This window comes from Ensifer sp. 1H6, assembly GCF_001976035.1.
In the GTDB taxonomy this organism is placed as follows: domain Bacteria; phylum Pseudomonadota; class Alphaproteobacteria; order Rhizobiales; family Rhizobiaceae; genus Ensifer; species Ensifer canadensis.
Genome location: NZ_MOAI01000001.1, coordinates 115352 through 140580, shown reverse-complemented (window position 1 = coordinate 140580; position 25229 = coordinate 115352). Strand labels below are relative to the sequence as shown.

27 protein-coding genes are annotated in these 25229 nt (G+C 61.0%); 18 read left to right on the top strand and 9 right to left on the bottom strand.

The genetic code is table 11. From position 1 onward, the window contains the following. Positions 1-4 precede the first annotated feature (4 nt). Both BKP54_RS00615 and BKP54_RS00610 read right to left on the bottom strand, forming a co-directional pair. Positions 5-982 (bottom strand): peptidase U32 family protein, encoded by a 978-nt coding sequence (locus BKP54_RS00615; RefSeq protein WP_057217002.1) that lies wholly within the window; start codon positions 980-982, stop codon positions 5-7. Next, on the bottom strand, positions 973-1479 hold the full coding sequence (locus tag BKP54_RS00610) for an SCP2 sterol-binding domain-containing protein (RefSeq protein WP_025430217.1): 507 nt from the start codon (positions 1477-1479) through the stop codon (positions 973-975). The genes BKP54_RS00615 and BKP54_RS00610 overlap by 10 nt, the downstream gene beginning before the upstream one ends. A gap of 113 nt (positions 1480-1592) precedes the next feature. On the opposite strand from BKP54_RS00610, the gene BKP54_RS00605 reads away from it, so the two are divergent. Next, positions 1593-3104 carry a UbiD family decarboxylase gene (locus BKP54_RS00605; RefSeq protein WP_084814001.1) on the top strand — a complete coding sequence of 504 codons (1512 nt, stop codon included), beginning with the start codon at positions 1593-1595 and terminating at the stop codon, positions 3102-3104. Further along, positions 3101-3727 carry a UbiX family flavin prenyltransferase gene (locus tag BKP54_RS00600; protein ID WP_025430215.1) on the top strand — a complete coding sequence of 209 codons (627 nt, stop codon included), beginning with the start codon at positions 3101-3103 and terminating at the stop codon, positions 3725-3727. Before BKP54_RS00605 ends, BKP54_RS00600 begins: the two co-directional genes overlap by 4 nt. Here the strand turns inward: BKP54_RS00600 and BKP54_RS00595 are convergent. The 3 genes from BKP54_RS00595 to BKP54_RS35985 all read right to left on the bottom strand — a co-directional run bounded on the left by BKP54_RS00595 (position 3676) and on the right by BKP54_RS35985 (position 5076). After that, positions 3676-4368 (bottom strand): NnrU family protein, encoded by a 693-nt coding sequence (locus tag BKP54_RS00595; protein ID WP_025430214.1) that lies wholly within the window; start codon positions 4366-4368, stop codon positions 3676-3678. The two genes, BKP54_RS00600 and BKP54_RS00595, sit on opposite strands and share 52 nt — an antisense overlap. A 9-nt stretch (positions 4369-4377) precedes the next feature. After that, positions 4378-4794 carry a hemerythrin domain-containing protein gene (locus BKP54_RS00590; RefSeq protein ID WP_025430213.1) on the bottom strand — a complete coding sequence of 139 codons (417 nt, stop codon included), beginning with the start codon at positions 4792-4794 and terminating at the stop codon, positions 4378-4380. A 120-nt stretch (positions 4795-4914) separates the two neighbouring features. Then, positions 4915-5076: a hypothetical protein gene (locus BKP54_RS35985; RefSeq protein ID WP_198956806.1), complete on the bottom strand. Its 162-nt coding sequence runs from the start codon at positions 5074-5076 to the stop codon at positions 4915-4917. Between the two features lie 123 nt (positions 5077-5199). Here BKP54_RS35985 and BKP54_RS00585 point away from each other — a divergent pair, with 123 nt between their 5' ends. The 6 genes from BKP54_RS00585 to BKP54_RS00560 all read left to right on the top strand — a co-directional run bounded on the left by BKP54_RS00585 (position 5200) and on the right by BKP54_RS00560 (position 10829). Continuing rightward, positions 5200-5757: a cytochrome c oxidase subunit 3 gene (locus BKP54_RS00585; protein WP_084814000.1), complete on the top strand. Its 558-nt coding sequence runs from the start codon at positions 5200-5202 to the stop codon at positions 5755-5757. A 5-nt stretch (positions 5758-5762) separates the two neighbouring features. Then, positions 5763-6041 (top strand): cytochrome C oxidase subunit IV family protein, encoded by a 279-nt coding sequence (locus tag BKP54_RS00580; RefSeq protein WP_084813999.1) that lies wholly within the window; start codon positions 5763-5765, stop codon positions 6039-6041. A gap of 172 nt (positions 6042-6213) precedes the next feature. Then, a complete protein-coding gene (locus BKP54_RS00575; RefSeq protein WP_025430210.1) occupies positions 6214-6666 on the top strand; it encodes a cytochrome c in 453 nt (150 codons plus the stop codon). Between the two features lie 24 nt (positions 6667-6690). Continuing rightward, positions 6691-8037, top strand: a complete 1347-nt coding sequence (locus BKP54_RS00570; RefSeq protein ID WP_025430209.1) for a nitric-oxide reductase large subunit — start codon at positions 6691-6693, stop codon at positions 8035-8037. Positions 8038-8104: 67 nt separating this feature from the next. Beyond that, complete coding sequence (locus BKP54_RS00565; RefSeq protein ID WP_025430208.1) at positions 8105-8917, top strand: CbbQ/NirQ/NorQ/GpvN family protein; 813 nt, start codon at positions 8105-8107, stop codon at positions 8915-8917. A 10-nt stretch (positions 8918-8927) separates the two neighbouring features. Beyond that, the gene (locus BKP54_RS00560; protein ID WP_084813998.1) at positions 8928-10829 is read left to right on the top strand and encodes a nitric oxide reductase activation protein NorD; all 1902 of its coding nucleotides are present in this window, start codon (positions 8928-8930) and stop codon (positions 10827-10829) included. Between the two features lie 69 nt (positions 10830-10898). Here the strand turns inward: BKP54_RS00560 and hemN are convergent, their stop codons facing one another. Continuing rightward, positions 10899-12251, bottom strand: coding sequence for an oxygen-independent coproporphyrinogen III oxidase (gene hemN, locus BKP54_RS00555; RefSeq protein ID WP_084813997.1), 1353 nt, complete (start codon positions 12249-12251; stop codon positions 10899-10901). Positions 12252-12477: 226 nt separating this feature from the next. On the opposite strand from hemN, the gene BKP54_RS00550 reads away from it, so the two are divergent. The 5 genes from BKP54_RS00550 (at position 12478) to BKP54_RS00530 (ending at position 16902) form a co-directional block, all read left to right on the top strand. Next, positions 12478-12768: a DUF2249 domain-containing protein gene (locus BKP54_RS00550; protein WP_084813996.1), complete on the top strand. Its 291-nt coding sequence runs from the start codon at positions 12478-12480 to the stop codon at positions 12766-12768. A gap of 134 nt (positions 12769-12902) precedes the next feature. Then, a complete protein-coding gene (locus BKP54_RS00545; protein ID WP_025430204.1) occupies positions 12903-14267 on the top strand; it encodes a hypothetical protein in 1365 nt (454 codons plus the stop codon). After that, positions 14264-14800 (top strand): DUF2249 domain-containing protein, encoded by a 537-nt coding sequence (locus BKP54_RS00540; RefSeq protein WP_025430203.1) that lies wholly within the window; start codon positions 14264-14266, stop codon positions 14798-14800. The genes BKP54_RS00545 and BKP54_RS00540 overlap by 4 nt, the downstream gene beginning before the upstream one ends. Then, positions 14787-15095, top strand: a complete 309-nt coding sequence (locus BKP54_RS00535) for a metal-sulfur cluster assembly factor (protein WP_025430202.1) — start codon at positions 14787-14789, stop codon at positions 15093-15095. Before BKP54_RS00540 ends, BKP54_RS00535 begins: the two co-directional genes overlap by 14 nt. Positions 15096-15384: 289 nt before the next feature. Further along, positions 15385-16902: a DUF1254 domain-containing protein gene (locus tag BKP54_RS00530; RefSeq protein WP_084813995.1), complete on the top strand. Its 1518-nt coding sequence runs from the start codon at positions 15385-15387 to the stop codon at positions 16900-16902. Positions 16903-17241: 339 nt separating this feature from the next. On the opposite strand, the gene BKP54_RS00525 is transcribed toward BKP54_RS00530, so the two are convergent. Next, positions 17242-18465, bottom strand: a complete 1224-nt coding sequence (locus BKP54_RS00525; protein WP_025430199.1) for an NnrS family protein — start codon at positions 18463-18465, stop codon at positions 17242-17244. Between the two features lie 335 nt (positions 18466-18800). On the opposite strand from BKP54_RS00525, the gene nirK reads away from it, so the two are divergent. The 4 genes from nirK to BKP54_RS00505 all read left to right on the top strand — a co-directional run bounded on the left by nirK (position 18801) and on the right by BKP54_RS00505 (position 22912). Further along, on the top strand, positions 18801-19943 hold the full coding sequence (gene nirK / locus BKP54_RS00520) for a copper-containing nitrite reductase (protein WP_025430198.1): 1143 nt from the start codon (positions 18801-18803) through the stop codon (positions 19941-19943). A gap of 110 nt (positions 19944-20053) precedes the next feature. Then, positions 20054-20971, top strand: a complete 918-nt coding sequence (locus tag BKP54_RS00515; RefSeq protein ID WP_025430197.1) for an SUMF1/EgtB/PvdO family nonheme iron enzyme — start codon at positions 20054-20056, stop codon at positions 20969-20971. A gap of 120 nt (positions 20972-21091) precedes the next feature. Next, positions 21092-21793, top strand: a complete 702-nt coding sequence (locus BKP54_RS00510) for a Crp/Fnr family transcriptional regulator (RefSeq protein ID WP_025430196.1) — start codon at positions 21092-21094, stop codon at positions 21791-21793. A gap of 213 nt (positions 21794-22006) precedes the next feature. Continuing rightward, the gene (locus BKP54_RS00505; RefSeq protein ID WP_025430195.1) at positions 22007-22912 is read left to right on the top strand and encodes a LysR family transcriptional regulator; all 906 of its coding nucleotides are present in this window, start codon (positions 22007-22009) and stop codon (positions 22910-22912) included. A 13-nt stretch (positions 22913-22925) separates the two neighbouring features. Here the strand turns inward: BKP54_RS00505 and BKP54_RS00500 are convergent, their stop codons facing one another. Continuing rightward, complete coding sequence (locus BKP54_RS00500) at positions 22926-23876, bottom strand: alpha/beta hydrolase (protein WP_025430194.1); 951 nt, start codon at positions 23874-23876, stop codon at positions 22926-22928. Positions 23877-23902: 26 nt separating this feature from the next. After that, on the bottom strand, positions 23903-24124 hold the full coding sequence (locus BKP54_RS00495; protein ID WP_025430193.1) for a DUF2798 domain-containing protein: 222 nt from the start codon (positions 24122-24124) through the stop codon (positions 23903-23905). A 543-nt stretch (positions 24125-24667) separates the two neighbouring features. On the opposite strand from BKP54_RS00495, the gene BKP54_RS37035 reads away from it, so the two are divergent. Next, complete coding sequence (locus BKP54_RS37035; RefSeq protein ID WP_280951613.1) at positions 24668-25111, top strand: SDR family NAD(P)-dependent oxidoreductase; 444 nt, start codon at positions 24668-24670, stop codon at positions 25109-25111. Positions 25112-25229 lie beyond the last annotated feature (118 nt).

The window sequence follows — 25229 nt, the reverse complement described above, 5'->3', positions numbered from 1 at the left end:
GTCGTTACCTCCACCGCTTTTCATAGGCGCCCGACGTCGTCTTCTGTCCTTCGCTGAGCCGCCTAAGTCGTGACAACAAGGCGGGCCTTTCGGCCGCATCGGCAGCGACGGCGCGGCGCATGATTGAAACAACCTCGGCGACATAGGCCTTGCCGCGCTGGCGACCCTCGATCTTAAGTGCGCCGACGCCGGCATCGCGCAAGGCATCGATATGATCCATGACATCGAGAGAAACCGGATCCTCGAAGGCGTAGCCACGCTCCTCGGCAATGTCGAAACGTCCCTTGCAGAGCGTCGGATAGCCGGCAGCCTCGCCGGCCGGAAATCGGTTGATGGTGTAGTCGCCCAGCTCCGACACCAGTTCGCTGCCATCCTCGCGGTAACGAACGTGGCTTGCCGGCGAACAGACTCCGTTCATGTTGGGCGATTTGCCAGTGGCATAGGACGACAGCGAGCAGCGGCCTTCTGCCATCACGCAAAGCCCGCCGAAAACAAAGACCTCGATCTCGCAGCTGATCTGGCGTGCAAGGCGGGCAATATCCGGAATGGTCAGAATACGCGGAAGCACGACGCGCTTCGCTCCGAAGGTTTCGACCAGGAATTTGACGGCATCGGCGTTGGAGGCGGAAGCCTGGACCGAGACGTGTAGCCGCTGCTGAGGGTGGCGCTCGGCGGTGTAGGCCATCAATCCGAAGTCGGCGAGGATCACGGCATCGGCCCCCAGACGCACGGCATCGTCGACGGCGTCATGCCAGAGCTTTTCGTGGCCAGCCCGCATGAAGGTGTTGATGGCAACGAAGGTCATCACCTTGTGCCGGCGCGCATAGGCGATCGCCGTCTTCAGCTCGTCGCGCGAAAAGTTCAGGCCGGGAAAGTTGCGTGCATTGGTCTCGTCGCGAAAGCCGCAATAGACCGCATCGGCACCGGCATCGACGGCCTCGCGAAAGGCAGCCGGCGTGCCTGCCGGACAGATCAGTTCCATCTGGCTGCCTCCCCGGACAATGCGCGTGTCCTGATCTCAGATGCCGCGCGCCGAACCAAAGGCGCGAACGGCCCGCTCATGCGGGCGATATCTGCGGGCAGGTCGATATTGCAGTCGTCGAGCGCGTTGCGCAGCGCCAACATGGCTTCCATGTCGCCCGTTATCGTCAGGCTTCTGGAAAAGAACACCGCATCGCCGTCGATCTGGCCCTCGAGCAACGCCAGAAGCAGCACGAACTTGCCGCCCATGCAGGCGTCAGCGGCCGGCAGATGGGCAGCGCGGTGAACAGAGATGCGCCGGGCGGCCGGCTCGACCAGAAAGCTTACCGGAAGGTCCGTCGGGACGAAGGCATAGCGTTTGCCGGCGTGTTCCCCGAGCCGGTCGAAGAGATCCGGATGCTGCTCGACGACCTGGGCAAAGACGAGCCGCGCGGCGTGTTCTAAGAGGGGGATTGGTACGATCCGGAGCGGCACGGTCATCGCAAAGGGTAGGGTCATGGGCTGCCTGCATGAAAACGGAGCAAAGAATGGCCGCATGCTAGTCGGCGCGTCGCCACCGCTGTTTGTCCCACGTCAAAGACATCGGGCATTTGCCGCCCGTAAGAGGCGGTATGAACAAGAGCTTCCTTCCCGCCAAGGGTTTCGTCTCGCTTCAGGGTTTTGCCTGTGCGCTGGAGCGCGAGGGGGAGCTGAAGCGTATCTCCCGTCCCGTGTCCCTGGTGCACGAAGTGACGGAGATCCACCGGCGCATTCTGGCAGATCAGGGCCCGGCTTTGCTCTTCGAGCGGCCGGTCGATGCGTCAGGGCGCGTCCACGACATCCCGCTCTTGGCCAATCTCTTTGGCACCGAGCGTCGGATCGAACGTGGTTTCGGACTGACGGCCGGCGGGCTGACCGGGCTTGCGCGAGACCTGGCGGAACTGCGAGACCCGCGGGCGCCGGGATCGCTGCGCGACGCCTGGGACCGGCTGCCGCTGTTGCGCTCGGCGCTCTACATGCGGCCGAAACATGTGACATCAGCACCGTGTCAGGACATCGTCTGGCGCGGTACGAACATCGACCTTGGCCTTCTGCCGATCCAATGGTGCTGGCCGGGCGAACCCGCACCGCTGATCACCTGGCCACTGGTGATCACCCGCGCACCGGACGATCCGCGTGATGTCAATGTCGGCATCTATCGTATGCAGGTGCTTGGCCGGGATCGAGTGATCCTGCGCTGGCTTGCCCATCGCGGCGGCGCGCGACACCATCGCCTGTGGCAGCGCCAGGGGCGCGACATGCCGGTTGCCGTAGCAATCGGCGCCGATCCTGCGACGATCCTCGCTTCGGTCATGCCGCTGCCGGAGGGGCTGAGCGAGCTCAACTTTGCCGGATTGCTGCGGCGCAGCCGAACGCAATTAGTCGCCGCCACATCGGTGCCGCTGGCCGTGCCGGCAAATGCCGAGATCGTGCTTGAGGGAACGGTGTCGGCAACCGAGACCGCCGACGAGGGCCCCTATGGTGACCATACCGGCTACTACAATTCGGTCGAGCCGTTTCCGGTCATGACGCTTTCTGCCATCACGACGCGCCGTGCCCCCTATTATCTCTCCACCTACACCGGCCGCCCGCCGGACGAGCCTGCAAGGCTCGGCGAGGCAATGAACACATTGTTCATTCCGCTCGCCAAGAAACAGTTCCCCGAGATCACCGATCTCTGGCTGCCGCCGGAAGCCTGTTCCTATCGCGCTATGGTGGTCGCGATCGACAAGCGTTACCCGGGACAGGCGAAACGCCTGATGATGGGTCTGTGGTCGATGCTGCCTCAGTTCAGTTACACCAAGCTGATCATCGCAGTCGACCCGGATATCAACGTCCGCCACTGGCCCGACGTCATGTGGGCGCTGGCGACCCGCTTCGATGCCAGCCGCGACGTCACCATCATTGCCGACACACCGATCGACTATCTCGATTTTGCGTCGCCGCGCTCCGGTCTCGGCGGCAAGCTCGGGCTGGATGCCACCGCCAAGATCGGTTCCGAGACCGATCGGGAATGGGGACGCGTCCTCGATATGACACCCGATGTCATCAGCCAGGTGGATGCCATCTGGGCCGATCTTGGGCTTGAAAGGAAAGCATCATGAGCAGGCACCGAATTGTCGTCGGCATCACCGGTGCGTCGGGCGCTGCCATACCGTTGCGCATTGCCGAGCGGCTTGCACAGATCGAGGAAGTGGAGATGCATCTGGTGCTATCGCCGTCGGCCCATCGCACACTTGCCCATGAGGTTGGCGGACATGCGCTGTTGCGGTTGCTGGAGAAGGCGGACCGGACCTATGAGCATGACGATATCGGCGCTGCGATCGCCAGCGGGTCGTTTCCGACCGCCGGCATGATCGTCGCGCCCTGTTCGATGCGCACGCTTGCTGCGATCGCCAACGGGCTTGCCGACAATCTCATCGTTCGCGCCGCGGACGTGCACCTGAAGGAACGCCGTCGTCTGGTGCTGATGGCGCGCGAAACGCCGCTGCATCTCGGCCACTTGCGCAACATGTGTGCGGTGACCGAGATGGGAGCGATCGTCATGCCGCCGGTGCCGGCGTTCTACAATCGGCCTGATAGCGTCGAGGCAATCATCGATCATCTCGCCGCAAGGGCGATCGATCTCCTCGCGCTGCCGATCGGCCCGCTTGCGACCGCCTGGCAGGGGGAGGTTCAGTCGAAAGGCAACGCCTGCAACAGCGGATCTGCCCCGAACATAACGTAGTGGCCACCGGCGAGCAGCCAGAACGTGATCGCCGCGGTCGCGAAGGCTGACAGGATCATCACCGGATCGAGGCGCAGGCACGCCTGACCTTTCAATATCGCGACAAAGGGCCAAATCGAGGTGCCTTGCTGGGCAATCGACCAATTGTCCGCCAGGCGGCGCCGCACACGCTTTTCCACCATGAGGAAACCGCCGAGGGCAAAAAGCGCGAAGCCGCCGAAGAGCACCAGAGAGCGCAGATCGCCATTGGTGACGACATGGCCGAGAGCCCACAGCAGGAAGCCCCAAAGCACCGGGTGACGTGTGACGCTGACGATCGCACCCTTCCGGGCGTTGCTTTGGTAAATGGAGATCGACAGCGGGTTCTCACTGAACAGGCCGGCGAGAACGAGGAAGAGCCCGAGTGGCGCGAGGACGAATGTCGTCCACGCCTGCCACGGGGCCGGCTCCCAGAGCGGGATGAAATCGAGCGCAAGCGCTGCCTGAAAAACCCAGATGAGCGCGACGATCGACAGCAGCGAATAGACGGTGAAATAGGTCCGCCGCCCCAATAGTGTGATCAGCCGCTGACGCAGCGTCGGCAATGCCGGCACCATATGAAGGGCAAGGAAAACTGCGAATGCCGCGAGAAAATTGTACATCACTGGGCCTCAGATCCTCTCAGCAAGGAGCAACCGTTCTGTCGCGATATGGCGCCGGACGGTTTCGAAAAAGGCGCGCAGCATGTAGCCGATCGCCTCCCAGCTGTGCGGGCAGCGCGTGTGAAGCAGTTCATGGAGGACGCGGGCGACTTGCTCGGCCAGTTTTCCGTCATGCCGGTGCTCGTCGCGCAAACGCTCGATCAGCCTCTGTCCGTCGTTGGGGCTTCTTGCCGCCATGATGGCTGGAAACAGGATCTGATCCTCAAGCCTGTGCACGGCCAGCAGCGTCGATGGCAACTTCTCTGCAATCTCGCTGCAAGCGGCCGCATCGATGCGGCGCGGCAGGGAGTCGGCAATCGCCTCGAGGCGATCACACAATCCGAGTAGGCTCTGATAGCCTTCTTCCAAGGCAGTCCGTCCGGGCATGGGCAGCTCCGTCAGCGAGATTTGTCATCCCTCAAACGTCTAGGCGCAATCGAAAGGGCGATCTTTGACATTTCGCAAACTGGATGGTGACCGCCTGGTGAGGAGACATCCGCGACATGGCTATTGCGACGGGTCGAGGAAGAGCACGACGGCGATCGCGACGGAAAACAGGATAGCCGACAGCGTTGCCGCACGCTGCAGGACCCCCATGCGATAGAGAAGGATGGCGAACCCGACAATGATCGGGGTTGCGACGGAAAGGCCGATTTGAGCATCTTTCATCGAAAAACTCCTGGAATGATCCTGCTGCTATCAGCCCAGTTGCCAGGCCTCTTTGCGTAATCGCAAAGACAGGTCATCCCCGCCTGCCTAGGTGTCGGCCGGTTCCGGCAAAGGAGTTGGCGCATGGACGGACGGGCACTCCCGGTTCAAGACGCAGACGAGAACGCATCCGCGGATGACCTTCTGCTTTGGGTGCTGGTGTGGAGCGAGTTGGCCGCCTTCGGCATCCTGCTCGTAGGTTTTCTCGTGGTCGGTGTCATCCAGGCGGACGCGTTTGCCGCCGCCCGTTCACATCTCAACCCGTTGCTCGCAGGTATCAATACGCTCGTTCTCCTGACCAGCGGCTGGCAGGCGGCTCTGGCGACGCGTCCGATCGCTTCGACGCCGACGCGCCGGCGCGCGCTCGTTCTTGCCGCGCTCTTCGGTTTCGCCTTCGTGGCCATCAAGCTGTTCGAATATTCGACCGAAGTCGCCGTCGCCGGGTTGCCGAAGTTCGGCGCCTTCTTCGAGCTCTATTTCCTCATCACTGGCTTCCACCTGCTGCATGTCGCCTTCGGCAGCGTGATTCTGCTGTTGGTCGCCTGGCGCCCAAGCCCGGGAAACATCGCTCTGATCACCACGCTCTGGCACGTCATCGACCTTGTCTGGATCGTGATGTTCCCGATCATCTATCTCGCGTGAACGCCATGACCCATCACAATGCGCGCCGACTTCGCAATACCTTTGCCGTGCTGATCGCGATCGTGCTTTCGGGCATGGCCATCATGACGCTTTGCGGCGGCACGGCTTTCGTGATCGCGGCCCTGCTGGTGCTGGCGGTGATCAAATGCCGGCTTGTTGCCCTCGATTTCATGGGCCTTGGCCAGGCGCCGGCTGGCCTGCGGTTTGGCCTCTTGGCCTGGCCGATGATGCTTGCGCTTCTGGCCCTGGCCAAGCTTGTGATGGGCGTGGTGCTATCCGCTTGAAACCACTCTCTGTCTTGTTTGCCAAAACGCAAAGAAGGCCCTTCGGAAATCCCTAGACATGGGGCGCGCCCCGACAGTTCGTCGGTGCCGCACGTCGCGGCACCAAGCGGGGAGGGGATCAGATAAGCCGGCCACGGTGTTTGCGGCCGGCCGAAGTCGAAAGGATGACGTGATGGCAGAACGCCTCACCAAGACCGGGGCCCGAAACGTCTTTTACGGCGGGTCCTTTTTCTTTTTTGCAATCTTTGTCGGGCTTACCGCCCACAGCCACTACTACATGCGGACTGTTTCGACCGATGAGTCGACCCTGACGGACGCCGTCGCCCGCGGCAAGCACGTCTGGGAAAAGAACGCCTGTATCAACTGCCACACGCTTCTCGGTGAAGGCGCCTATTTCGCGCCAGAGCTCGGCAATGTCTGGAAACGCTGGGGCGGCGAGACCGATCCGGAAGGTGCGCGCGAGACGATGAAGGCCTGGATGGCGGCCCAGCCGAGCGGTATCGAAGGGCGCCGCCAGATGCCGCAGTTCAACCTGACCGAACAGGAACTCAACGACCTCGCCGATTTCCTGGAGTGGACGAGCCGCATCAAGACCCAGAACTGGCCGCCGAACGAGGCCGGCTAAGCGTTGCGATTGGAGTGTGAAATCATGAAATACCAGACCCAGAAGGTCGCAATGCTCTACTTCTACGGAGCAATCGGCCTGTTCCTCGCCCAGGTGCTGTTCGGCGTCCTTGCCGGCACCATCTACGTCCTTCCCAATACCTTGTCCGAACTGTTGCCTTTCAACATCGTTCGCATGGTGCACACCAACGCGCTCATCGTCTGGCTGCTGATGGGCTTCATGGGGGCCACCTATTATCTCCTGCCGGAAGAGGCCGAGACCGAGCTTTACAGCACGAAGATCGCAATCGCGCAGTTCTGGATCTTCCTGATCGCGGCTGCGATTGCCGTCGTCGGCTATCTCCTGCACATCCACGAAGGCCGAGAGTTTCTCGAACAACCCTTCGCGATCAAGGTCGGCATCGTCATCGTCGCTCTGATGTTCCTCTATAACATCACACTGACGGTCCTTAAGGGCCGCAAGACGACTGTCACCAACATCCTGATCTTCGGGCTCTGGGGTGTGGCGATCTTCTTCCTCTTTGCCTTCTACAATCCGATCAATCTCGCGCTCGACAAGATGTACTGGTGGTACGTCGTTCATCTCTGGGTCGAAGGCGTCTGGGAGCTGATCATGGCGTCGGTGCTCGCCTTCCTGATGATCAAGCTCAACGGCATCGACCGGGAAGTCGTCGAAAAGTGGCTCTATGTCATCGTCGGCCTGGCACTGTTTTCGGGCATCCTCGGCACTGGCCACCACTACTACTGGATCGGCGCGCCGGGCTACTGGCAGTGGATCGGTTCGCTGTTCTCGACGCTCGAGGTCGCGCCGTTCTTCACCATGGTGATCTTCACCTTCGTGATGACCTGGAAGGCCGGTCGCAAGCATCCGAACAGGGCGGCGCTGCTATGGTCGATCGGCTGCTCGGTGATGGCCTTCTTCGGCGCCGGCGTCTGGGGCTTCCTGCACACGCTGTCGTCGGTGAACTACTACACCCACGGCACACAGGTGACAGCCGCCCACGGGCACCTCGCCTTCTTCGGTGCCTATGTCATGCTCAACCTTGCGGTCATGGCCTATGCGATCCCCGAAATCCGCGGGCGGGCGCCCTATAACCAGATGCTTTCGATGGTCAGCTTCTGGATCATGTGCACGGCCATGTCGGTGATGACCTTCGCGCTCACTTTCGCCGGTGTGCTGCAGGCCCATCTGCAGCGCGTGCTCGGTGAAAGCTACATGGACGTCCAGGATCAGCTCGCGCTGTTCTACTGGATCCGCCTTGGCTCCGGCGTCTTCGTGCTGATCTCGGCACTGATGTTCGTCTGGGCAATCCTCGTCCCCGGCCGGGAACGCAGCAAGACGCTGAGCGCATCGATGCAGCCCGCAGAGTGAATGAACGTGCCGGTCCGGGTTACCCGGACCGGCCAATCTCCTTCCTCCTTTTTTACGGAGTCATGCCATGAGCATTGTTCAACCAAGCCTGGTACCGGTATCGATCGACATTCCGGCCTATAGCCCCTCCGGCAATGAATGCGCGCTGTTCGAGAATGCCTGGGTTCGGCAATTGCCGCTGCTGCTCAAGGGGCCGACCGGTTGCGGCAAGACGCGTTTCGTCAGCCATATGGCAGCAAAGCTCGGCCTGCCGCTTTCCACCGTCTCCTGCCATGACGATCTGGCCGCAGCGGATCTGACCGGACGCTACCTGTTGAAGGGCGGAGATACGATCTGGGTCGATGGCCCCCTGACGCGCGCCGTGCGCGAAGGCGGGATCTGCTACCTCGACGAGATCGTCGAGGCCCGCAAGGACGTCACCGTCGTGCTGCATCCGCTGACAGACGACCGCCGCATGTTGCCGCTGGAGCGGACCGGCGAATTGCTCGAAGCGCCTTCAGCGTTCATGCTGGTCGTTTCCTACAATCCCGGCTACCAGAACCTGCTCAAGAGCCTGAAGCCGAGCACCCGACAGCGCTTCGTCGCAATCGAGTTCGATTTCCTGCCACGCAACCAGGAGATCGAAGTGGTCTCGCGCGAGAGCGGACTGGCCGCAAGCCAGGTCGCGCCACTCGTCAACCTCGCTCAGCGCCTGCGCGCACTCAAAGGGCATGATCTCGAGGAGGGCGTCTCGACACGGCTGCTTGTCTATTGCGCCTGCCTGATCGATGCGGGAATGCCGATCAGGGATGCGGTGCGCGCTGCGATGATCGAGCCGCTGACCGATGAGCCGGACGTGCGGGCAGCCCTTCTCGAAGTCGCCGCCTCCTTGATCGCTTGAGGACAGGCCCATGCTGGATTTCCTAGAACTCGAAGAAACCGTCGGGCGCGCCTGGCACCGGTTCATTGGCAACACCGGCACCTGGCGACGTTATCCCGAGCAGGCTGTCAAACTGGCCGACATGATGCCGATGCTGGCGATCAGCTTTCGAGGACACGGCGGCGAGACCGCGGTCCAGATCGTCCCCGCGCGCGGCCGCACGTCTGGCCACCGTCTGAAGTGGCGACAGAAAATGGGCCTCGGCGAGGAAAAGCTCGTTCAGCCTGGCCGAGATCACGCCTCGTTGATGCTGCCCGGCGAGATCGACATCTTTCCCGACCGGAAACTCAACATTGACCTCTATCTCTGGCTGGTCGCCTATATGGCGACAATGCCGCTTGCCCCGCGCGGTGAAGTCGACCCGTTACAGGCCGACCTTACGTATCTGTCGCGGGCGCAGGAAACCGTGGCGGAGGTCTTTCAGCGGTTTCCGGGCATGCGCCATAAATACTGCCGCCTGGCTGAAGCCGTTCTTATCGAGCGCCAGCGCGGTTCACTCCCGTCGGTAGAGCAGCATGTCGAAAACCGTGTCCTGCGGCTGTTGCGCAAGGCGGCCGGACAGCCGGATACGACTTTGCCGGTAATCTTCCCGCATCGCGCGCCGCCGGGATATTTGCCGCTGCTGCCGGTGCCGCTGTGGCCCGATACCTTGCTGCGACCCGAGACCATTACCGAACGCGATGACGATGTGGCGGCAACAGGTGCCGCCTCCAGCCAGATCGCCGAGACCGAACGGCACGTGGCCGTCAGGGAAAACCCGGAGAACCGCAAGGGCGATCGTAGCCCCTTCATCCTCAACCGCTTCGAAAAAATTCTGGCGATGGCCGAGATGGTCAATGTCGACCGGCCGTCCGACGACAGCGACGAACACGACAACAAGGCCGCACAGGATCTTGACGAGATGACGCTCGGCGAGCGGAAGGGCCGCCCGTCTGCGCGTTTCCGCTTTGATCTCGACCTGCCGCCGGAAGCCGTCGACCCGACACCGCTGACATCAGAACTGACCTATCCCGAATGGAACTACAGGACGTCGAGCTATCTGAAAGACCATTGCCGGGTGCTGGCCAGCCCAGCCTCGGGCATGGAGGACCGGGCTGAACTCACACCGGAAACCAGGAGCCTGATCCGGCGGGTACGGCGCCAGTTCGAAGTGCTGCGTCCGCGCAACGAGATCCTGCGCGCGCAGATCGACGGCGCCGATCTCGATCTCGATGCCGTGGTGCGGGCTCGCACCGATCTGGCGGCCGGCGGGCAGGGGAGCGATCGCATCCATCTGATGAGCCGCCCGCAGGTTCACGACCTCGCCGTCACCATCCTGGTCGACGTCTCGCTTTCAACCGATGCCTGGTCCGACAATCGCCGGGTGCTGGACGTCGAAAAGGAGGCGCTGCTCATTCTCGCCCATGGCCTTTCGGCCTGCGGCGACAATCATTCGATCCTCACTTTCACCTCGCGGCGGCGCGACTGGGTGAAAGTGGAAAGCGTCAAAGCTTTCGACGAGCCGATGAGCCCGCTGGTCGAATCCCGTATCGCCGCCTTGAAGCCGGGATATTACACCCGCATCGGTGCGGCGATCCGCCATGCCACATCAGAGCTCCAGAGGCAGCCCAACCGCAAGAAGCTGCTTTTGGTCCTGACCGACGGCAAGCCGAACGACGTCGATCACTATGAGGGACGCTTCGCGCTGGAAGACAGCCGCAGGGCGGTGATGGAAGCGCGCCGCAGCGGCATCAGCGCTTTTGCCGTCACCGTCGACCGCGAGGCGAGGTCCTATGTGCCTGCCATGTTCGGCCAGAACGGTTATGCGCTGGTCGGCAATATCACCCGGCTGCCGGCGGCATTGCCGGCGATCTACCGAAGCCTGGCGGGATAGAACGGTCAGGTACAACGCGAAAAGGCCCGGTCTCGACCGGGCCTTTTCGTGTTTGTGGTCAACCGAGGTTCAGGCCGCCTTGCTGTGCGTGCGTGGCGCGTCGTCGATATAGGCATCGAATGCTGCGGCCACGGCGCGGATCACGAAGCGATGATCCTGGCTTACCGTTATGACGCCGTCGGCGATATCCAGCACGCCGTCATTGGCCATCGTCGTCAGCCGTACATTGCCACCGAGAAGGACCTGCGGGTCGCATCCGTGTGCGGTGGCGATTGCCTTGATGTCGACCGTGAAGTCGCACATCAGTCTCTCGATGATCGCGGCACGCAGGCGATCCTCATCGGTCAAACGATAGCCTTTGGTCGTTGCCAGCCGTCCAGACGCGATGTGGCTTGCATAAAGTCCTGGGGGAACCTCGTTCTGCACGTAGCCGGCTTGTGACCGGCCGATTGCCGAGGCGCCGAAGCCTATCAGCGTTTCACAATTGTCCGTAGTATAGCCCTGAAAATTCCGCCGAAGCGTGCCAGAGGATTGCGCGAGCACGAGATCGTCGTCGGGCAGGGCGAAGTGGTCGAGCCCGATCTGGCGGTAACCCGCTTCGCAGAGCGCCTCGCTGATGGCGAGCGCCTGATCGGTGCGCGCCGAAGCGTCGGGCAGAACGTTCTCGTCGATCATGCGCTGGTGTTTCTTGAACGACGGCACATGCGCGTAGCCGAAGACGGCGAAGCGCTCCGGCCGCATCGCCACTGCCGCCTGGACCGTCTCGACGCAGGAGCGAACCGTCTGGTGCGGCAATCCATAGATCAGGTCGAAATTGATTCCGGTGACACCGGCTTTGCGAAGATGCGCCACTGCATCCGCCGTCTGCTGTTCTGTCTGAATGCGGTTGATCGCCTTCTGGACGACCGGGTCGAAGCTCTGTACGCCGAGGCTGGCGCGTCCAACGCCCCCTTCGCCAAGCGCTTGCGCCATGGCTGCGGTCAGGCGTCGGGGATCGATTTCGACAGCCACGCCTGTCTTTTGACCAAACAGGTAGCGTTCGCGCAGGAGGGCCATCAGGGAAAGGAACTCTTCCGGCTCGATGATCGTCGGCGTCCCGCCGCCGAAATGGACCTCGCCGATCGGCAGCGGCGCGGACACATGATCGGCCACCATGCCGATCTCCTGCCTCAGCACGTTGAGGTAATCGAGGATCGGTTCGTCCTGCCGGGTAATCGTGGTGTGGCAACCGCAATACCAGCACATCGATCGACAGAAGGGGATGTGCAGATAAAGAGACACATCCCGATCTTCGGGAACCGCGCCGAGCCAATCGGCGTAGGTCGTGCGATCGACACCGGCGGAAAAACGCGGTGCGGTCGGGTAGCTGGTGTAGCGCGGCAAGCGCATCTCGGCATATTTCAAAAGGGCGGTGGACTGCATGGCGGTTCCTATCGGCTTGTCGAAACAATCGATCCGTTTCTAGGCCGCGTGCCCCCGTCGTTCTTTGCGAAATGCCAAGTAACCGACCATGAAGGCGCAAAGCGGGATTTGTTTGCGCTTCGACAAAATGTCGCGTTGCCGTCGGCATTAGCCTTTGCAAATCCGGGCCGTTTGCGCCGGCGTTTCCCGGAAGCTGAGGCAACAACGGCGCCCTGAACGGACTGAGATGACCACTGCAGAAACAGAAACCAAGCACTTCATCGACGTGCGCACCATCCCGCCGGTGGAGCGCCATCCGAAGATCTTCGGCATGCTCAATGCGCTGGCCGAGGGCGGCTCCTTCATCATCGTCAACGACCATGATCCGCGTCCGCTGCACTATCAGTTGGAAAGCCGCTACCCCGGCGAATTTACCTGGGATTACCTCGAGCAGGGACCGGATGTCTGGCGGGTCGAGATCGGCCGGCAACAGGCCTCCGGCTGCGATTGCTGCTGCGGCAGCAGCAGCGGCCACTGATACGAGTGTCCCGGCTAGGGCGTTTCCAGTTTAGGCGTAGCCGCAGGAACGCTCTATCTCTTTGTGTTTACGCATTTCCGGCCGGAAAGCCGCTTCGCACTTTCCTGGAAATGCGCTCTTCTGGATGAACCGCGATGTTCGGTGCCACGCTTTCCCGCTGGACGATGTCCTATTTCGCGGCTGCGCTGATCTTTCTTGCCATCGGCGAGATCATGATGGTCCTCGGCTTCGGATATCCGGTTTCATCCATCGAGGCCCCTGAGACGCTGGCGCTCGTCCATACCATTGCGCTCGGATGGCTCAGCCTCTTGATGGCGGGGGCCCTGCTGCAGTTCGTGCCTGTTCTCGTTGGTCGGCCGCTTTCGCTTCCCCACCTGGCTCTTCCGGCTCTGGTGCTGCTGGTTGTCGGCATAACCAGCCTGGTGCTTGGTTTTGCCAGCCTCGCAGGCGCCAACAGCCTTTCACCGCTCCTTCTGCCGTTCGGGGCGACTGTGACGATCGCCGGTTTCGGCCTGCTCATCATCATCTTTGCATCGACGCTTTGGCAGGCGCGACCGCTGCCCTTGCCCGCGCGGTTCGTCGCCGTTGGTCTTGGCTCGCTGGTCATGACCTTCTTTCTCGGTGGCATCTACGCATTCGTCCTTGCCGGACTTGCCGATGCGCCGGCCGCGATCGATCTGACGCTCGAAGGTGTTTCGCTCCATGCCACGTTGGGGCTGGGCGGCTGGCTGAGTTTTACGACCATGGGGGTCAGCTACCGTCTTTTGACCATGTTCATGCTGTCGCCGGACCGCGAACGGCATAGTAGCAGGATCGTCTGGGCGCTGGGTGCTGTTGCCCTCGGAATGATCGTCTGCATTGTGCCGATGATCCTTTCCGGTTCGGACGGGCGGACGCCCCTTCTCGTCGGTGCGGCGCTCGCCGGTGTGATCGCCATTGGAATTTACATGGCGGACATCGTGCGGATCTACCGCGAGCGCAAACGCAAGCTCATCGAATTGAACAGCCGCGCCGGCATCGGCGCTTTCGTGGCGCTGATAGTCGCGACCGTGTTCTTCGTAGCTTTGATCGTCAGCGGCCAAATCGAAGAAGGCGTGGGCGCGCTTGTCTATCTCGTCACTTTTGGCTGGCTGACGGGCATGGGGTTGGCGCAGCTTTACAAGATCGTTCCCTTCATCACCTGGCTCGAATGCTACGGCGCGCTGCTTGGACGCATGCCGACGCCGCGCGTTCAGGATCTGGTCGTCGAAACGCGTGCGACGTTCTGGTTTCGCCTCTACTATCTCACCGTGATCGTTGCCTCGACAGCGCTCTATTTCGACAACGCATTGCTGTTTCAGGCGAGCAGCTTTGGCCAGTTGATTGCGGTCAATGCGTTGCTTTGGGAATTCGTGGCAACACGAAGGCTCAGCAACGTGCCCAGTAATCTTCGGCTTCCTGGCGGCTTCGCCCGTCCGCATCTCTTCTTCCCATCGTTTCAGTCACGGAGACAACCATGACCAAAGACCCCATCGAGCTCGACGTCCGGCCGCTTCTCAAGAGCGGTAGCGATCCGTTCCAGGCCATCATGCGCGCCGTCGACGGTCTGGCACCCGGACAACCGCTCAAACTGATTGCAACGTTCAGGCCGGTGCCGCTTTTCAGCGTCATGGCCGGCCGCGGCTTTGCCCACCAGGACCAGCCGCTCGGCAACGGCGACTGGGAGGTTCTATTCACGCCGGAGGAACAGGTCGATGAGATCAGGGTCTCCGCCGGCGACACGGATCTGGACGCATGGCCGGATCCCGCGCGCCAGCTCGATCTGACGGATCTGGACCCGCCCGAGCCGATGGTTCGCATCCTCGCCGTGGTGGAAAAGATGCAGGCCGGCGAGGTGCTTTTCGCACTTCTCGCGCGCGAGCCGCTGTTTCTCTACCCCGAACTAGCCAAACGCGGTCACAAATGGGCCGGGAACTTCGACGCGGCGGGCGAGACCTATCGCATCCTGATCCGCGTCGGTGGACAGAAGGGGGACGAAAATGCAGCCGACTGAACGCGAAGAGCTGGTCGAAAGCATTCGCAGCGCCCTGCGGATGATCGTCGATCCGGAAATGGGGTCCAATGTCGTGGATCTCGGTTTGATCTACGACATTGCTGTCCAGGATGGCGGCATCGTCCGCGTAACGATGACCACGACGATAAAGGCCTGCCCCGCCACGGCCTTTCTCAAGGAAGCCGTGCAGAACTGCGTCTGGTACGTTCCCGGCGTCGAATATGCCGAAGTGCGGCTGACCTACGAGCCGCCATGGACCCCGGAAATGATGCGCGAGGCATCTGCCAGGTATTAGGTCGTGGACGTGTAAACTTGCACGCATGTAGCGTGCTGGTGCGCACTGTGCTGTCAATCATCTGAACCACAGCACCGTTCAGGTTCGAGATCGCTCTCAGGATATGATCCCAGACAGGCTCGCGTTCAATGTCGCCTTGAGTCCGTATGCGGTTGCCCGATCCGCAAGTGAATGAACGAGGGACCCGTCCAAATGAAATCTGTGTGCGATTATGTCGAGATTTGCTGCAACACTTGCTCATCGGGAGGTTGCAGCTAATGTCGCTCCGACAACGTCCAGGAGAGTGTGCATGGTCAGGTTCAATCGATTGCCAGCGCTGGCGCTGTTTTCGCTCGTCTCAGCGACGTCCGTTGCCGCGCAGGACCATTTCGGGCCCAAATTCATGGCCGATGTCCCAGCGAGCATCCAGACGCCGGATACCGTGGAAACTCGCATCGGAACCCTGAAGTTCTCGGACGGTCTTCCCGATCAAGAGACGGTGCAGAAGGTTTATGACAACATCGACTTTTCAAGGGGCGTCGAAGCGTTTCTATCGGGAATGCCAGCCGCATCTGTCTACGCACTGTGCCAGGGCCTGGAGGACGTCGGGGCCGCGAAAAACAAGGGCATCGGCATTACGGAAAATCTTATGGACGCGCGTTCATTGTTTCTGACCGCGAATACGACAACCGTCTACGTCTTTTTCTGCGTTGATCTTACGAACGGACCAGTCGTCGCGGAGGTACCTCCAGGCGTCCTCGGACCCGTCGACGACGCATACTTCCGCTACGTCACCGATGTGGGCCTCATCGGACCCGACCGCGGTAAAGGTGGGAAATATCTTTTCGTGCCACCAGACTATTCCGGCGAGTTGCCTGCTGAAGGCTACTTTGCCACCAAGTCGCCGACCAACACAAACCTGATTCTCTACCGCGCCTTCGTAAAGGACGGCGACATCGCTGCGGCAGTCAGGAGCGTGAAGGACCATGCGCGTGTCTATCCGCTGTCGGCGGGCAAGGAGCCGCCGGAAACCACCTTTATCAACATCTCCGGCAAGCAGATGAATACGGTCCATGCCAATGACTTCCATTTCTACGAGGAGCTGAACAGCGTCATCCAGACCGAGCCGGGCGATGCATTCGATCCCGAAATTGTCGGCCTGTTCGCATCTATTGGCATCAAGAAGGGCAAGCCGTTCGCGCCTGATGCCCGCATGAGGGCAATCCTCACCGAGGCTGTTGCGGTCGGCAATGCGACGGCCCGGTCCATGGTCTTTGCTCCCCGCGATGAACGCGCGAAATTTTACCCCGACCGTCAATGGAACAATGGCTTCATCGGCAACAGCTATCAGTTCCTGAACGACGGCGAACGCATGCTCGACGCGCGCACGATGTTCCACTACGCGGCGACGGGGATCACACCTGCGATGGCAGATGCGAAGCCCGGCACCGGCTCAGCCTACGCGTTTGCGGTCAGGGACTCGACCGGAACCTATCTCGACGGCAGCAAGACATACAAAATCACCTTGCCTGCCCCCGTTCCGGTCGGACAGTTCTGGTCGTTCACGGTCTATGACAATCAGACCAGATCAATGCTGGAGACTGACCAGAAGCTCGCAGGCATCGACAGCAACCAGCCGGGCATCAAGAAGAACGAGGACGGTTCGGTGACAGTCTGGTTCTCTCCAGAGGCTCCGTCGGGACAAGAGGGAAACTGGGTTCAAACCATACCTGGCAGGGGCTGGAATTCGCTGTTGCGGCTGTATGCTCCATTGGAGCCATGGTTCGACAAGAGTTGGAAGCCAGGCGACTTCGAGAAGGTTGATTGAACACGCGCCGCGGGTTCCGGATGTTTTGCATACGGTCCGACACCCGACCCGCTGGGAAGTCATCGAAGAAATGAACCACAGGCACTGCATGAGTGCTAGATTTCTTGCGTCTGCCGCCGTGGCAAGTGTTTCTGCCCCCATCGTTTTTTTTAGCGCAGCCAATGACCGGTTATTGGCTGCGCTAGCGATTTTCGAGAGGTTCGCCTCACGCGCGCTGTCGGAGGCACAAGCTTCGATCCTGCGGGGCGACGTCTTTATGAGTACATGGCCTCGTCGGAAGGTTGCCGCAGCGGCGGCAACCTTCTTTTTTGGTTATGCAGAACCAACTTACCCGGGGCGCTAGGCAGTACCCCGTGGCGCGCGCCGGGCGCGAACCAGCATCGGACCGTATTCGATGCAGAACAGCGCAAAGGCTGTGATCCAGAGTGCTCCCGATAGCGCGAGCAGGTGATGATAGTGCGCCGGCAGGATCTCGGCGAAGGGGCGCGCCAGCGCCGCGCCGATGATGGCGATGTAAGAGGCGCAGCTGAGGTTCGATGCAGCCAAGGGCCGTCCGGTGTGTCCACGGCTTGCGCGCGTCATGACGGCCAGCATCATGCAGGCTATGACCCCAACGGTCATCACATGCATGACGGGGTACGCGTCGAGAGCGCCGACCGCGCCTGCCGCAACGGCGGCAAAGCCGAGTGGAACGAAGGCATAGGCCGCGTGCAGGACGAACACGATCTTGTCCGGCCACGTGGTCCACCCGCGCCAGCGGATAAACCGGGCCGCCTGCAGCAACGAGGCGGCGGACGCTACCGTAGCCGTGACGATATGTTGCGGCGCGAAGGTCCAGCAGACAAGAGCAGCGACGCCGACGAGAATCGTCAGTGTGTCAAAGCGGTTATAGGGAACCGGAAAGTCGGTCCGGCCGAACTTGTTCAGCCAGTTGCGGGTGAAGCTTGGCAGAATTCTGCCGCCGACAATCATGATCAGCATGACATAAGCGCCGATCGCCAGCCGTGCCGCCGCATCGACGTCGAGTTCACGGACGACGGAGATATGGAACCACGCATTGGCGGCTGAAAGGAGAACCAGACCGCCGACGATTTTCAGATCCTTCCACTTCCGACCGACGATGATTTCGCGCGCGCAGATCGCGAGCAACGCCGGCATGAAGGCGGCCTCGATGATCACTGCGAACTTCAATCCGATAACATCGGTTGCAAGCAGCGCCAGCCGCCCGGCAACCCACAGGGCGAACAGGTAGGCGAGCGGCCTGCCAGAAACTGGCAGCCTGCCGGTCCAGTTCGGAACAGCGGTCAAAAGGAAGCCTGCGAGTACGGCGGATGAGAACCCGAAGAGCATCTCGTGTGCGTGCCAATGGGCAGGGCCATATTCGCCGGCAATGTCGATACCCGTGGTAAGGGCGGCAATCCATCCGGCCATGGCGAAGATCGCCCAGAGACTGGCGCCGAGGAAGAAGGGTCTGAAGCCATAGGAAAATAGAACGGGACCGGTGGTGGCGATTCCGCGCGGGATTCCTCCGCTAGGCCTTGGTTTGCTGAAGTAACTAAACATTGTTCGATCCTGTTCTTTCGTCGAGCGGACGGGTGGATGGGATCGATTTATCCGGGGCTTGCCCAGGCATCTTTGCGAAAACGCAATTATAGAGCCTGGCGAACGCCGCCCCCGTGAAGATTTGCAGAAAAACATCCACTTTCCGGGGCGATTTGTTCCAAGACAAAGACGTCATTCGCTCTCGGTTCTACTTGAGGCATGACTACTGAAAAACCTGTGGTCAAAACCTGAGGTGAGCCCGCCAGGGACGGCAGAGGACACCGTAACACGTTGAATTTCGGCATGATTTTCGGACGGCCACTCCGGTCGCGCGGTCATGCCCAAGGAGAGCAATGATGACAGAACAGCTGCAGATGACTCGCCGGACGATTCTGGCCGGCGCCGCCTTCGCTGGCGCGCTGACGCCGATCCTGACGGCGACCTCGACCCAGGCCGCAACGGCCGCCGCTCCCGCGGCAGCGGACACGGCGCCGGTCGACATTGCGACACTGGAACGGGTCAAGGTCGACCTCGTCGCTCCGCCCTTCGTTCATGCTCACGATCAGGTCGCCAAGACCGGCCCGCGCGTGGTCGAGTTCACCATGACCATCGAAGAAAAGAAGCTGGTCATTGACGGCGACGGCACCGAAGTGCACGCCATGACATTCAATGGCTCGGTTCCCGGTCCGCTGATGGTCGTCCACGAGAACGACTATGTCGAACTCAGATTGATCAACCCCGCCACCAACACGCTGCTGCACAATATCGACTTTCACGCAGCAACGGGGGCCTTGGGCGGTGGCGGCCTGACGCAGGTCAATCCCGGCGAGGAGACGACCTTGCGCTTCAAGGCGACCAAACCTGGCGTCTTCGTCTACCATTGCGCGCCGGAAGGCATGGTGCCCTGGCACGTTACCTCGGGCATGAACGGCGCCATCATGGTGCTGCCGCGTGACGGGCTGAAGGATGAGAAGGGACAGCCGCTGACCTATGACAAGGTCTACTACGTGGGCGAGCAGGATTTCTACATCCCACGCGACGAAGCCGGCAATTACAAGAAATACGAAACGCCCGGCGAAGCCTATGAAGATACCGTCAAGGTGATGCGCACGCTGACCCCGACCCACGTCGTCTTCAATGGCGCGGTCGGAGCGCTGACTGGAGAGAGGGCGCTGACAGCGGCCGTTGGCGAACATGTGCTCGTCATCCACTCGCAGGCCAACCGCGACACACGGCCACACCTGATCGGTGGACACGGCGACTATGTCTGGGCAACCGGCAAATTCCGTAATCCGCCCGAGCTCGATCAGGAAACCTGGTTCATTCCGGGCGGCACGGCCGGCGCGGCCTTCTACACATTCCGGCAGCCGGGCATCTATGCCTACGTCAACCACAACCTGATCGAGGCCTTCGAACTGGGCGCGGCCGGACACTTCAAGGTCACCGGCGAGTGGAACGACGATCTGATGACCTCGGTCGTCAAGCCGGCTTCGATGTAGCCCCGATATGACAATTGGCCGCGTTGCCCGAAGAGGTCTTTGGGCAGCGCGAGGCAGCGACAAAGGCATGCGCCGGATCCATCGGCGCATGCCAATAGAAGGGGAAGAACATGCGCGATAGACGTCACAAGAATTCGGTTTCGGTGTTTTCCGTCGCCGTTCCAGCTTTGCTGCTGGTTGCCATCGGCGGGGTGCTTTCGGCCAAGGTCGGGCTGCTGGATGACCTCGACGCAACGGTCGACACCCGCATCGAAGCGCCAGTGACAGTGACGATCGAGCCGCGCCGCATGGAATACCGGGCCGAAGGCCACTTCATCAAGAATGGCTTTGCCGTCGATGCACCGCTGGTTGATGCGACGCTCGCGAAACCGTTCAGGATCATGAAGTACCAGGTTAGCCGCACGGACTATCAGCGTTGCGTCGAAGACGGCGCCTGCGAGAAGGGTGAGCCGGCGGCAAGCCTCGGCAATGATACCCCGATGACCGGCGTCAACTACACCGACGCCAGCAACTATGCCGCCTGGCTGACGGAAAAGACGGGGCAGGTCTGGCGTCTGCCGACCGATCGGCAATGGGCCTTTGCGGCCGGCCGGAAATTTCCCGACGACGCGCTCGGCATTGACGGCAGCAAGGACAATCCGGCGCTCCGGTGGCTTGCCGACTACGAGCGCGAATCCGCGCGGCAGAAGTCGAAGAACCCAATGCCGCAACCGTCGGGCACGTTCGGCGAAAACGAATTCGGCGTCGCCGATCTCGACGGCAATGTCTGGGAATGGACGCAGACCTGCCACCGTCGCGTGACGATCGGCGTCGATGGCGAAGTGCTGAAGATATCGCCAGCCTGCGGGATCTACGTCGTCGACGGCAAGCACCGTGCGTCGATGAGCTTTTTCATTCGCGATCCGAAGAGCGGCGGTTGCGCGGTCGGCGTGCCGCCGGACAATCTCGGCTTCCGCCTGGTTCGCGACGATCGTTGGTATGCGAACATGCTGTACGCCTTCGAGCGCCGTTTCCCCGGTGCGGTGTAACAGCGCGGGGCCTTGATTATCGCCGCTTAAGGGCGGCGAAAGGGTGTTGTCCGCTTCTTCCTCCCGATCGCACGTGATATAGCAGCCCGCATCGCCGATCCGCAGGAGACAGGAAACGACGTGGCTGCACTGGACCGAACACTCGTCAAATCACTCCCGCTGTTTCAGAAGATGAGCGATCAGGAGCTGGACAAGCTCCTGGCGCACGCGACCGTGCGGCGCGTCCCCCAGAATGAGGCCGTCTTCGAGCAGGGGGCTGCGGCCGACTCATTCTATCTGCTTCTGCACGGACGCCTTAAGGTCACTCAGGTCACCCGCGACGGACAACAGATCATCGTCCGTGTCGTCAATCCGGGCGATCTGTTCGGCTTTGCCCGCGCGCTGCAGCGCAGCGACTATCCGGGAACGGCGATGACGGCAACGGAAAGCCTCGTCCTCGCCTGGCCGACCGAGCTCTGGAACGTGTTCGTCGAGAGCAATCCGCATCTGGCCATCAATGCGATGCACACGATCGGCCAGCGGCTCGACGAGGCCCATACCCGCATCCGCGAGATGTCGACCGAGGAAGTCGAACGCCGCGTCGCGCACGCGGTTCTGCGGCTGGCCGAACAGGCGGGTAAGCGCGAAGAGCTTGGCGTGCGCATCGATTTTCCCATTTCCCGGCAGGACATAGCCGAAATGACCGGCACGACGCTCCACACCGTCTCGCGCATTCTCAGCGCGTGGGAGGGGCGGGGACTGGTGCAGGGTGGACGACAGAAGCTGCTTCTCTGCGATCTGCCAGGGCTTCGACGTCTCGCTGAACAAGTCGAGAAGAGCTAGGGTTCGACTGCCCCTCCACGACGTGTGTGACTTCCAGACGTCTGGTCAAGGCCTGTAGTCACCATCGGACGAATGCAGTACCTATGGGCAAATTCTAGAGCGCCGTGCGTTCAGATGAACGCACAAAGGACGCTCTAGCACTTTGATTGTAGAGCATCTTATCCGCTTTCGGTGATTCCACTTGAAAGCGGGATGCTCTAGTCGCGGGGTCCAATGGATCGACTTGATGCCATGCGGGTACTGCTTGCGGTGGTCGACGCCGGAAGTTTGTCGGCTGGCAGCCGCAAGCTGAATGCTCCCTTGCCGAGTGTCAGCCGCAAAGTCGCTGATCTCGAGCGGCACCTCGGTGCAAACCTAATCATTCGCACAAGCCGAAACCTGCAACTTACTGATGCCGGTCGTGATTATGTCGAAGCGGCGCGGAAGATCGTGGCGGACCTGGAGGAGGCCGAGCGACGCGCCTCGGGTGAATATCAAACACCGCGCGGAACGTTGACGATCACGATGCCGGTGGAGTTCGGAAGCCGCTACGTGCTGCCGATTGCATTGGACTTCATGGACAAGCACCCGGAAGTCTCCTTGAACATCTTGTCGTTGGACCGCTCAGTCAATCTCGTCAACGAGCAGGTGGATGTTGCCATTCGTCTCGGGGAACTTGCCGACAGCTCTCTTTACGCAGTCAAGGCTGGCGAGTTTCGCCTTCTGACGGTTGCCAGTCCAGCTTATCTCAAGCGGCATGGCGTGCCTGAGCATCCGAGCGACCTGCCGAAGCATGACGGCATCATGTTCAACAACCGCTCGTTCTTCTGGGGATTTGACCTCGACGGTAAACTGATCGAAGCTCTTCCGATCGCCCGGATCGAAGTCAACACGGCGGCCAATTGTGTTGCCGCCGCGTTAAGTGGCATCGGTATCGCCCGGGTCTTTGACTACCAGGTGCCAGAGGAGCTCTCCACCGGCGCGCTTGTGCCGATCCTGCAAGGTTATGGCGGCGAGGCGAAACCGATCCACATCGTTTATTCGCGTCAAGGCCTTCTCGCACTGAAGGTGCGCGCCTTCATCGACTGGGCCCTGCCGCGGCTTCGTACGACTTGCAGTGGGTATGGATCGGCGGCCTGACAGCTACGCGCCGTCACCGAAATGATGCGCGAACCTCTTCAATCGTTTGCTTCGGGCTCTGCAGATGAGGGTAATGCCCAACGCCGGCAAGGAGATTGAGTTTTGCGGGGAGCCTTGAGGCGAGTTCGAGCCCCATTTCCTTCTTGATGTAGAGGTCTTTCTCACCCCAAACCACATTTACGGGTGTTTTGAACCGGGCCAATTGCGATTCAAAATAGTCCTGGTCCCGCGTGAAGTGAGAATAGTAGAATGAGAAAGCGTCTGCCGTCGTCAAAGCGCCATGGTTCCAGCCGTTGGCCATGTCGTCCTTGAATTCCTGCGAAACCTCGAACTGCGCTTCCTTGGGCAGGCCTCGTCTGAAGGCGTTCTCGAGGATATCGGCGCGATTCTTGTTCAGCTGGGCACGCGCCTGACCAGTCGCTCCCGCCACTTTCAGGCCTTGCAGGCTCTCGTACATGTACTGGGGCCTGTTGAAGGGAGCGAAGTCACCAACAATGATCGTCTTGGCGATATCAGGGTTTTCCAACGCCAGGAGAAGCGCCGGCAGGGCTCCGATGTCGGTTGCGTAGATCGTTAGCTTCGATGTGTCGATATCCGCCTTCGCCACGTATTCGTTCAAGACGCGCGCGTAGTCCTTGGGTGCATAGGAAAATCTGTCGACCGCTGGCCTTGATGAGAGGCCGTAGCCTGGCCAGTCGAAAGCATGAACCTCGTAGTCATTGCCAAGGGCGAGCGAAACATCTTTCCAGGCATAGAGGGTTTCCGGAAACCCATGCAGGAAGAGAACGGTCCCTTTCGGTCTCGGGTTGTGCACCACCATTCTTCTAAGCGTGATGTCTGCATCGATCTTCAGGAAGTCGATGTTGGCCTTTGGTTGTTGGGTGTCTTCGGCGCTTGCCGGTGCGATGGCCGAGCAAAGCACCGCGGCGGCTGCAAACAACGTCCGAATGGATGATTTTGGCATGTCAGTTTCCTCAATGTAGCGTCAGATCAGTAGACCAGGCGATCGACTTGCGCCTGAAGGCGAGGGCCGATCAGGAGGATTGCGGGAATGACGATCACGTAGCCGATCCCCCAGGAACGCAGCCACGTCAGGACAAATCCATTCGAAAAGCCCAGATTGAAGGCGAGAAGCGAGAAGGAGATGATCCCCGTCGTCACGACGCCCATCGACAGGGCGAATGCGATTTTCCGTTTCAGATGTATGTGCATGTCTCTCTCCCAGAGGGCTCGGAAATAGTGGCTCAATCACCCTGCTTGTCGTCAGCGACGCGCTCAGGACCTGGCATAAGAATTGAGCGCCACGCCCGCGGCCGGTAGAGCAAGAATGCGAGAGGCAGCCTCTTGATGTCGGCAAGTCCCAAACGGAGCGGAATGACATACACCGGTCGCGAAAGGACGAAATGTCATGTCGCGAACGCACCCGAAGGCCCTTGTGACCTACGCGTCATGCGCGATCGGTCTCCTTTATGCCGATCGGCTGGCGCGCCGCGGATACGATGTTGTGATGCTTGCAAATGGTGCTGATCGACCAGCCGCGCTTGCGCGTATTCTGCGGGCCGAAACCGATGCGGCGGTCGAGATCATCACTCCAAACCTTTGCACCGATCGCGGCCTGGATGACGTGGAAGCCAGTTTCGCGCGAGGAACCGGCTTTGACGTCGTCGTCAATAATCTCGGCCTGCCTCCCGGCAGGGCACTGACCGAAGCTTCTGCGGCAGATCTCGACCGCCTGATTGGCACGAATGTGAGGGCATACACGCGCATTTCGGCGCCGCCGCCCGGAGCATGGCCCTTCGGCGCCACGGTGCGATTATCAACGTGGCGTCGGCCGTCGGCATCGCACCCGAAACTGCAACCGGCGTCTATGGCGCGAGCAAGGCCTTCCTGATCGCCCTGGCCCGCACGATGCAACACGAACTGGGACATCACGGCGTTTATGTACAATTGGTTCTGACCGCCGCAATCCGCACCGATGTCTGGCCATTTGCGGGATGTGAAGCCGAACTTCTGCCCGGAATGATGAGTGCCGCCGACGTGGTGGATGCCGCATTGGTCGGATTCGACCGTCACGAGCCGCTGACCATTCCCTCTCTGGCGAAGGCAAGCCAATGGGCGCGGTACGAACACGCGCGCAAGACGCTGCTCGATGATCTCGTGAATGGCGAGTTGGCGCCGCGATATCGGCGGCTTGTGTGACCCGAGACTACGAAACGAGAGGCTGGCTCTCATTTCCCCTCAGTACCGGTCGCTGGGTGTCCAGCCTAATCTAAAGGGCATGAGCAGGGACCGAAGCTCGCCAGCGATGACGGCCTGC

Excerpts from the sequence above, each read along its gene's own strand:
- BKP54_RS00600 (WP_025430215.1), top strand. The coding sequence starts at position 3,101 with ATGAGCAGGCACCGAATTGTCGTCGGCATCACCGGTGCGTCGGGCGCT.
- BKP54_RS00500 (WP_025430194.1), bottom strand. The coding sequence starts at position 23,876 with ATGCCAAAATCATCCATTCGGACGTTGTTTGCAGCCGCCGCGGTGCTT.
- BKP54_RS00495 (WP_025430193.1), bottom strand. The coding sequence starts at position 24,124 with ATGCACATACATCTGAAACGGAAAATCGCATTCGCCCTGTCGATGGGC.
- BKP54_RS00610 (WP_025430217.1), bottom strand. The coding sequence starts at position 1,479 with ATGACCCTACCCTTTGCGATGACCGTGCCGCTCCGGATCGTACCAATC.
- BKP54_RS00590 (WP_025430213.1), bottom strand. The coding sequence starts at position 4,794 with ATGCCCGGACGGACTGCCTTGGAAGAAGGCTATCAGAGCCTACTCGGA.
- BKP54_RS00570 (WP_025430209.1), top strand. The coding sequence starts at position 6,691 with ATGAAATACCAGACCCAGAAGGTCGCAATGCTCTACTTCTACGGAGCA.
- BKP54_RS00575 (WP_025430210.1), top strand. The coding sequence starts at position 6,214 with ATGGCAGAACGCCTCACCAAGACCGGGGCCCGAAACGTCTTTTACGGC.
- BKP54_RS00585 (WP_084814000.1), top strand. The coding sequence starts at position 5,200 with ATGGACGGACGGGCACTCCCGGTTCAAGACGCAGACGAGAACGCATCC.
- BKP54_RS00525 (WP_025430199.1), bottom strand. The coding sequence starts at position 18,465 with ATGTTTAGTTACTTCAGCAAACCAAGGCCTAGCGGAGGAATCCCGCGC.
- BKP54_RS00605 (WP_084814001.1), top strand. The coding sequence starts at position 1,593 with ATGAACAAGAGCTTCCTTCCCGCCAAGGGTTTCGTCTCGCTTCAGGGT.
- BKP54_RS00615 (WP_057217002.1), bottom strand. The coding sequence starts at position 982 with ATGGAACTGATCTGTCCGGCAGGCACGCCGGCTGCCTTTCGCGAGGCC.
- BKP54_RS00540 (WP_025430203.1), top strand. The coding sequence starts at position 14,264 with ATGACCAAAGACCCCATCGAGCTCGACGTCCGGCCGCTTCTCAAGAGC.
- BKP54_RS00565 (WP_025430208.1), top strand. The coding sequence starts at position 8,105 with ATGAGCATTGTTCAACCAAGCCTGGTACCGGTATCGATCGACATTCCG.
- BKP54_RS00530 (WP_084813995.1), top strand. The coding sequence starts at position 15,385 with ATGGTCAGGTTCAATCGATTGCCAGCGCTGGCGCTGTTTTCGCTCGTC.
- nirK (WP_025430198.1), top strand. The coding sequence starts at position 18,801 with ATGACAGAACAGCTGCAGATGACTCGCCGGACGATTCTGGCCGGCGCC.
- hemN (WP_084813997.1), bottom strand. The coding sequence starts at position 12,251 with ATGCAGTCCACCGCCCTTTTGAAATATGCCGAGATGCGCTTGCCGCGC.
- BKP54_RS00550 (WP_084813996.1), top strand. The coding sequence starts at position 12,478 with ATGACCACTGCAGAAACAGAAACCAAGCACTTCATCGACGTGCGCACC.
- BKP54_RS35985 (WP_198956806.1), bottom strand. The coding sequence starts at position 5,076 with ATGAAAGATGCTCAAATCGGCCTTTCCGTCGCAACCCCGATCATTGTC.
- BKP54_RS00545 (WP_025430204.1), top strand. The coding sequence starts at position 12,903 with ATGTTCGGTGCCACGCTTTCCCGCTGGACGATGTCCTATTTCGCGGCT.
- BKP54_RS00580 (WP_084813999.1), top strand. The coding sequence starts at position 5,763 with ATGACCCATCACAATGCGCGCCGACTTCGCAATACCTTTGCCGTGCTG.
- BKP54_RS00595 (WP_025430214.1), bottom strand. The coding sequence starts at position 4,368 with ATGTACAATTTTCTCGCGGCATTCGCAGTTTTCCTTGCCCTTCATATG.
- BKP54_RS00535 (WP_025430202.1), top strand. The coding sequence starts at position 14,787 with ATGCAGCCGACTGAACGCGAAGAGCTGGTCGAAAGCATTCGCAGCGCC.
- BKP54_RS00515 (WP_025430197.1), top strand. The coding sequence starts at position 20,054 with ATGCGCGATAGACGTCACAAGAATTCGGTTTCGGTGTTTTCCGTCGCC.
- BKP54_RS00505 (WP_025430195.1), top strand. The coding sequence starts at position 22,007 with ATGGATCGACTTGATGCCATGCGGGTACTGCTTGCGGTGGTCGACGCC.
- BKP54_RS00560 (WP_084813998.1), top strand. The coding sequence starts at position 8,928 with ATGCTGGATTTCCTAGAACTCGAAGAAACCGTCGGGCGCGCCTGGCAC.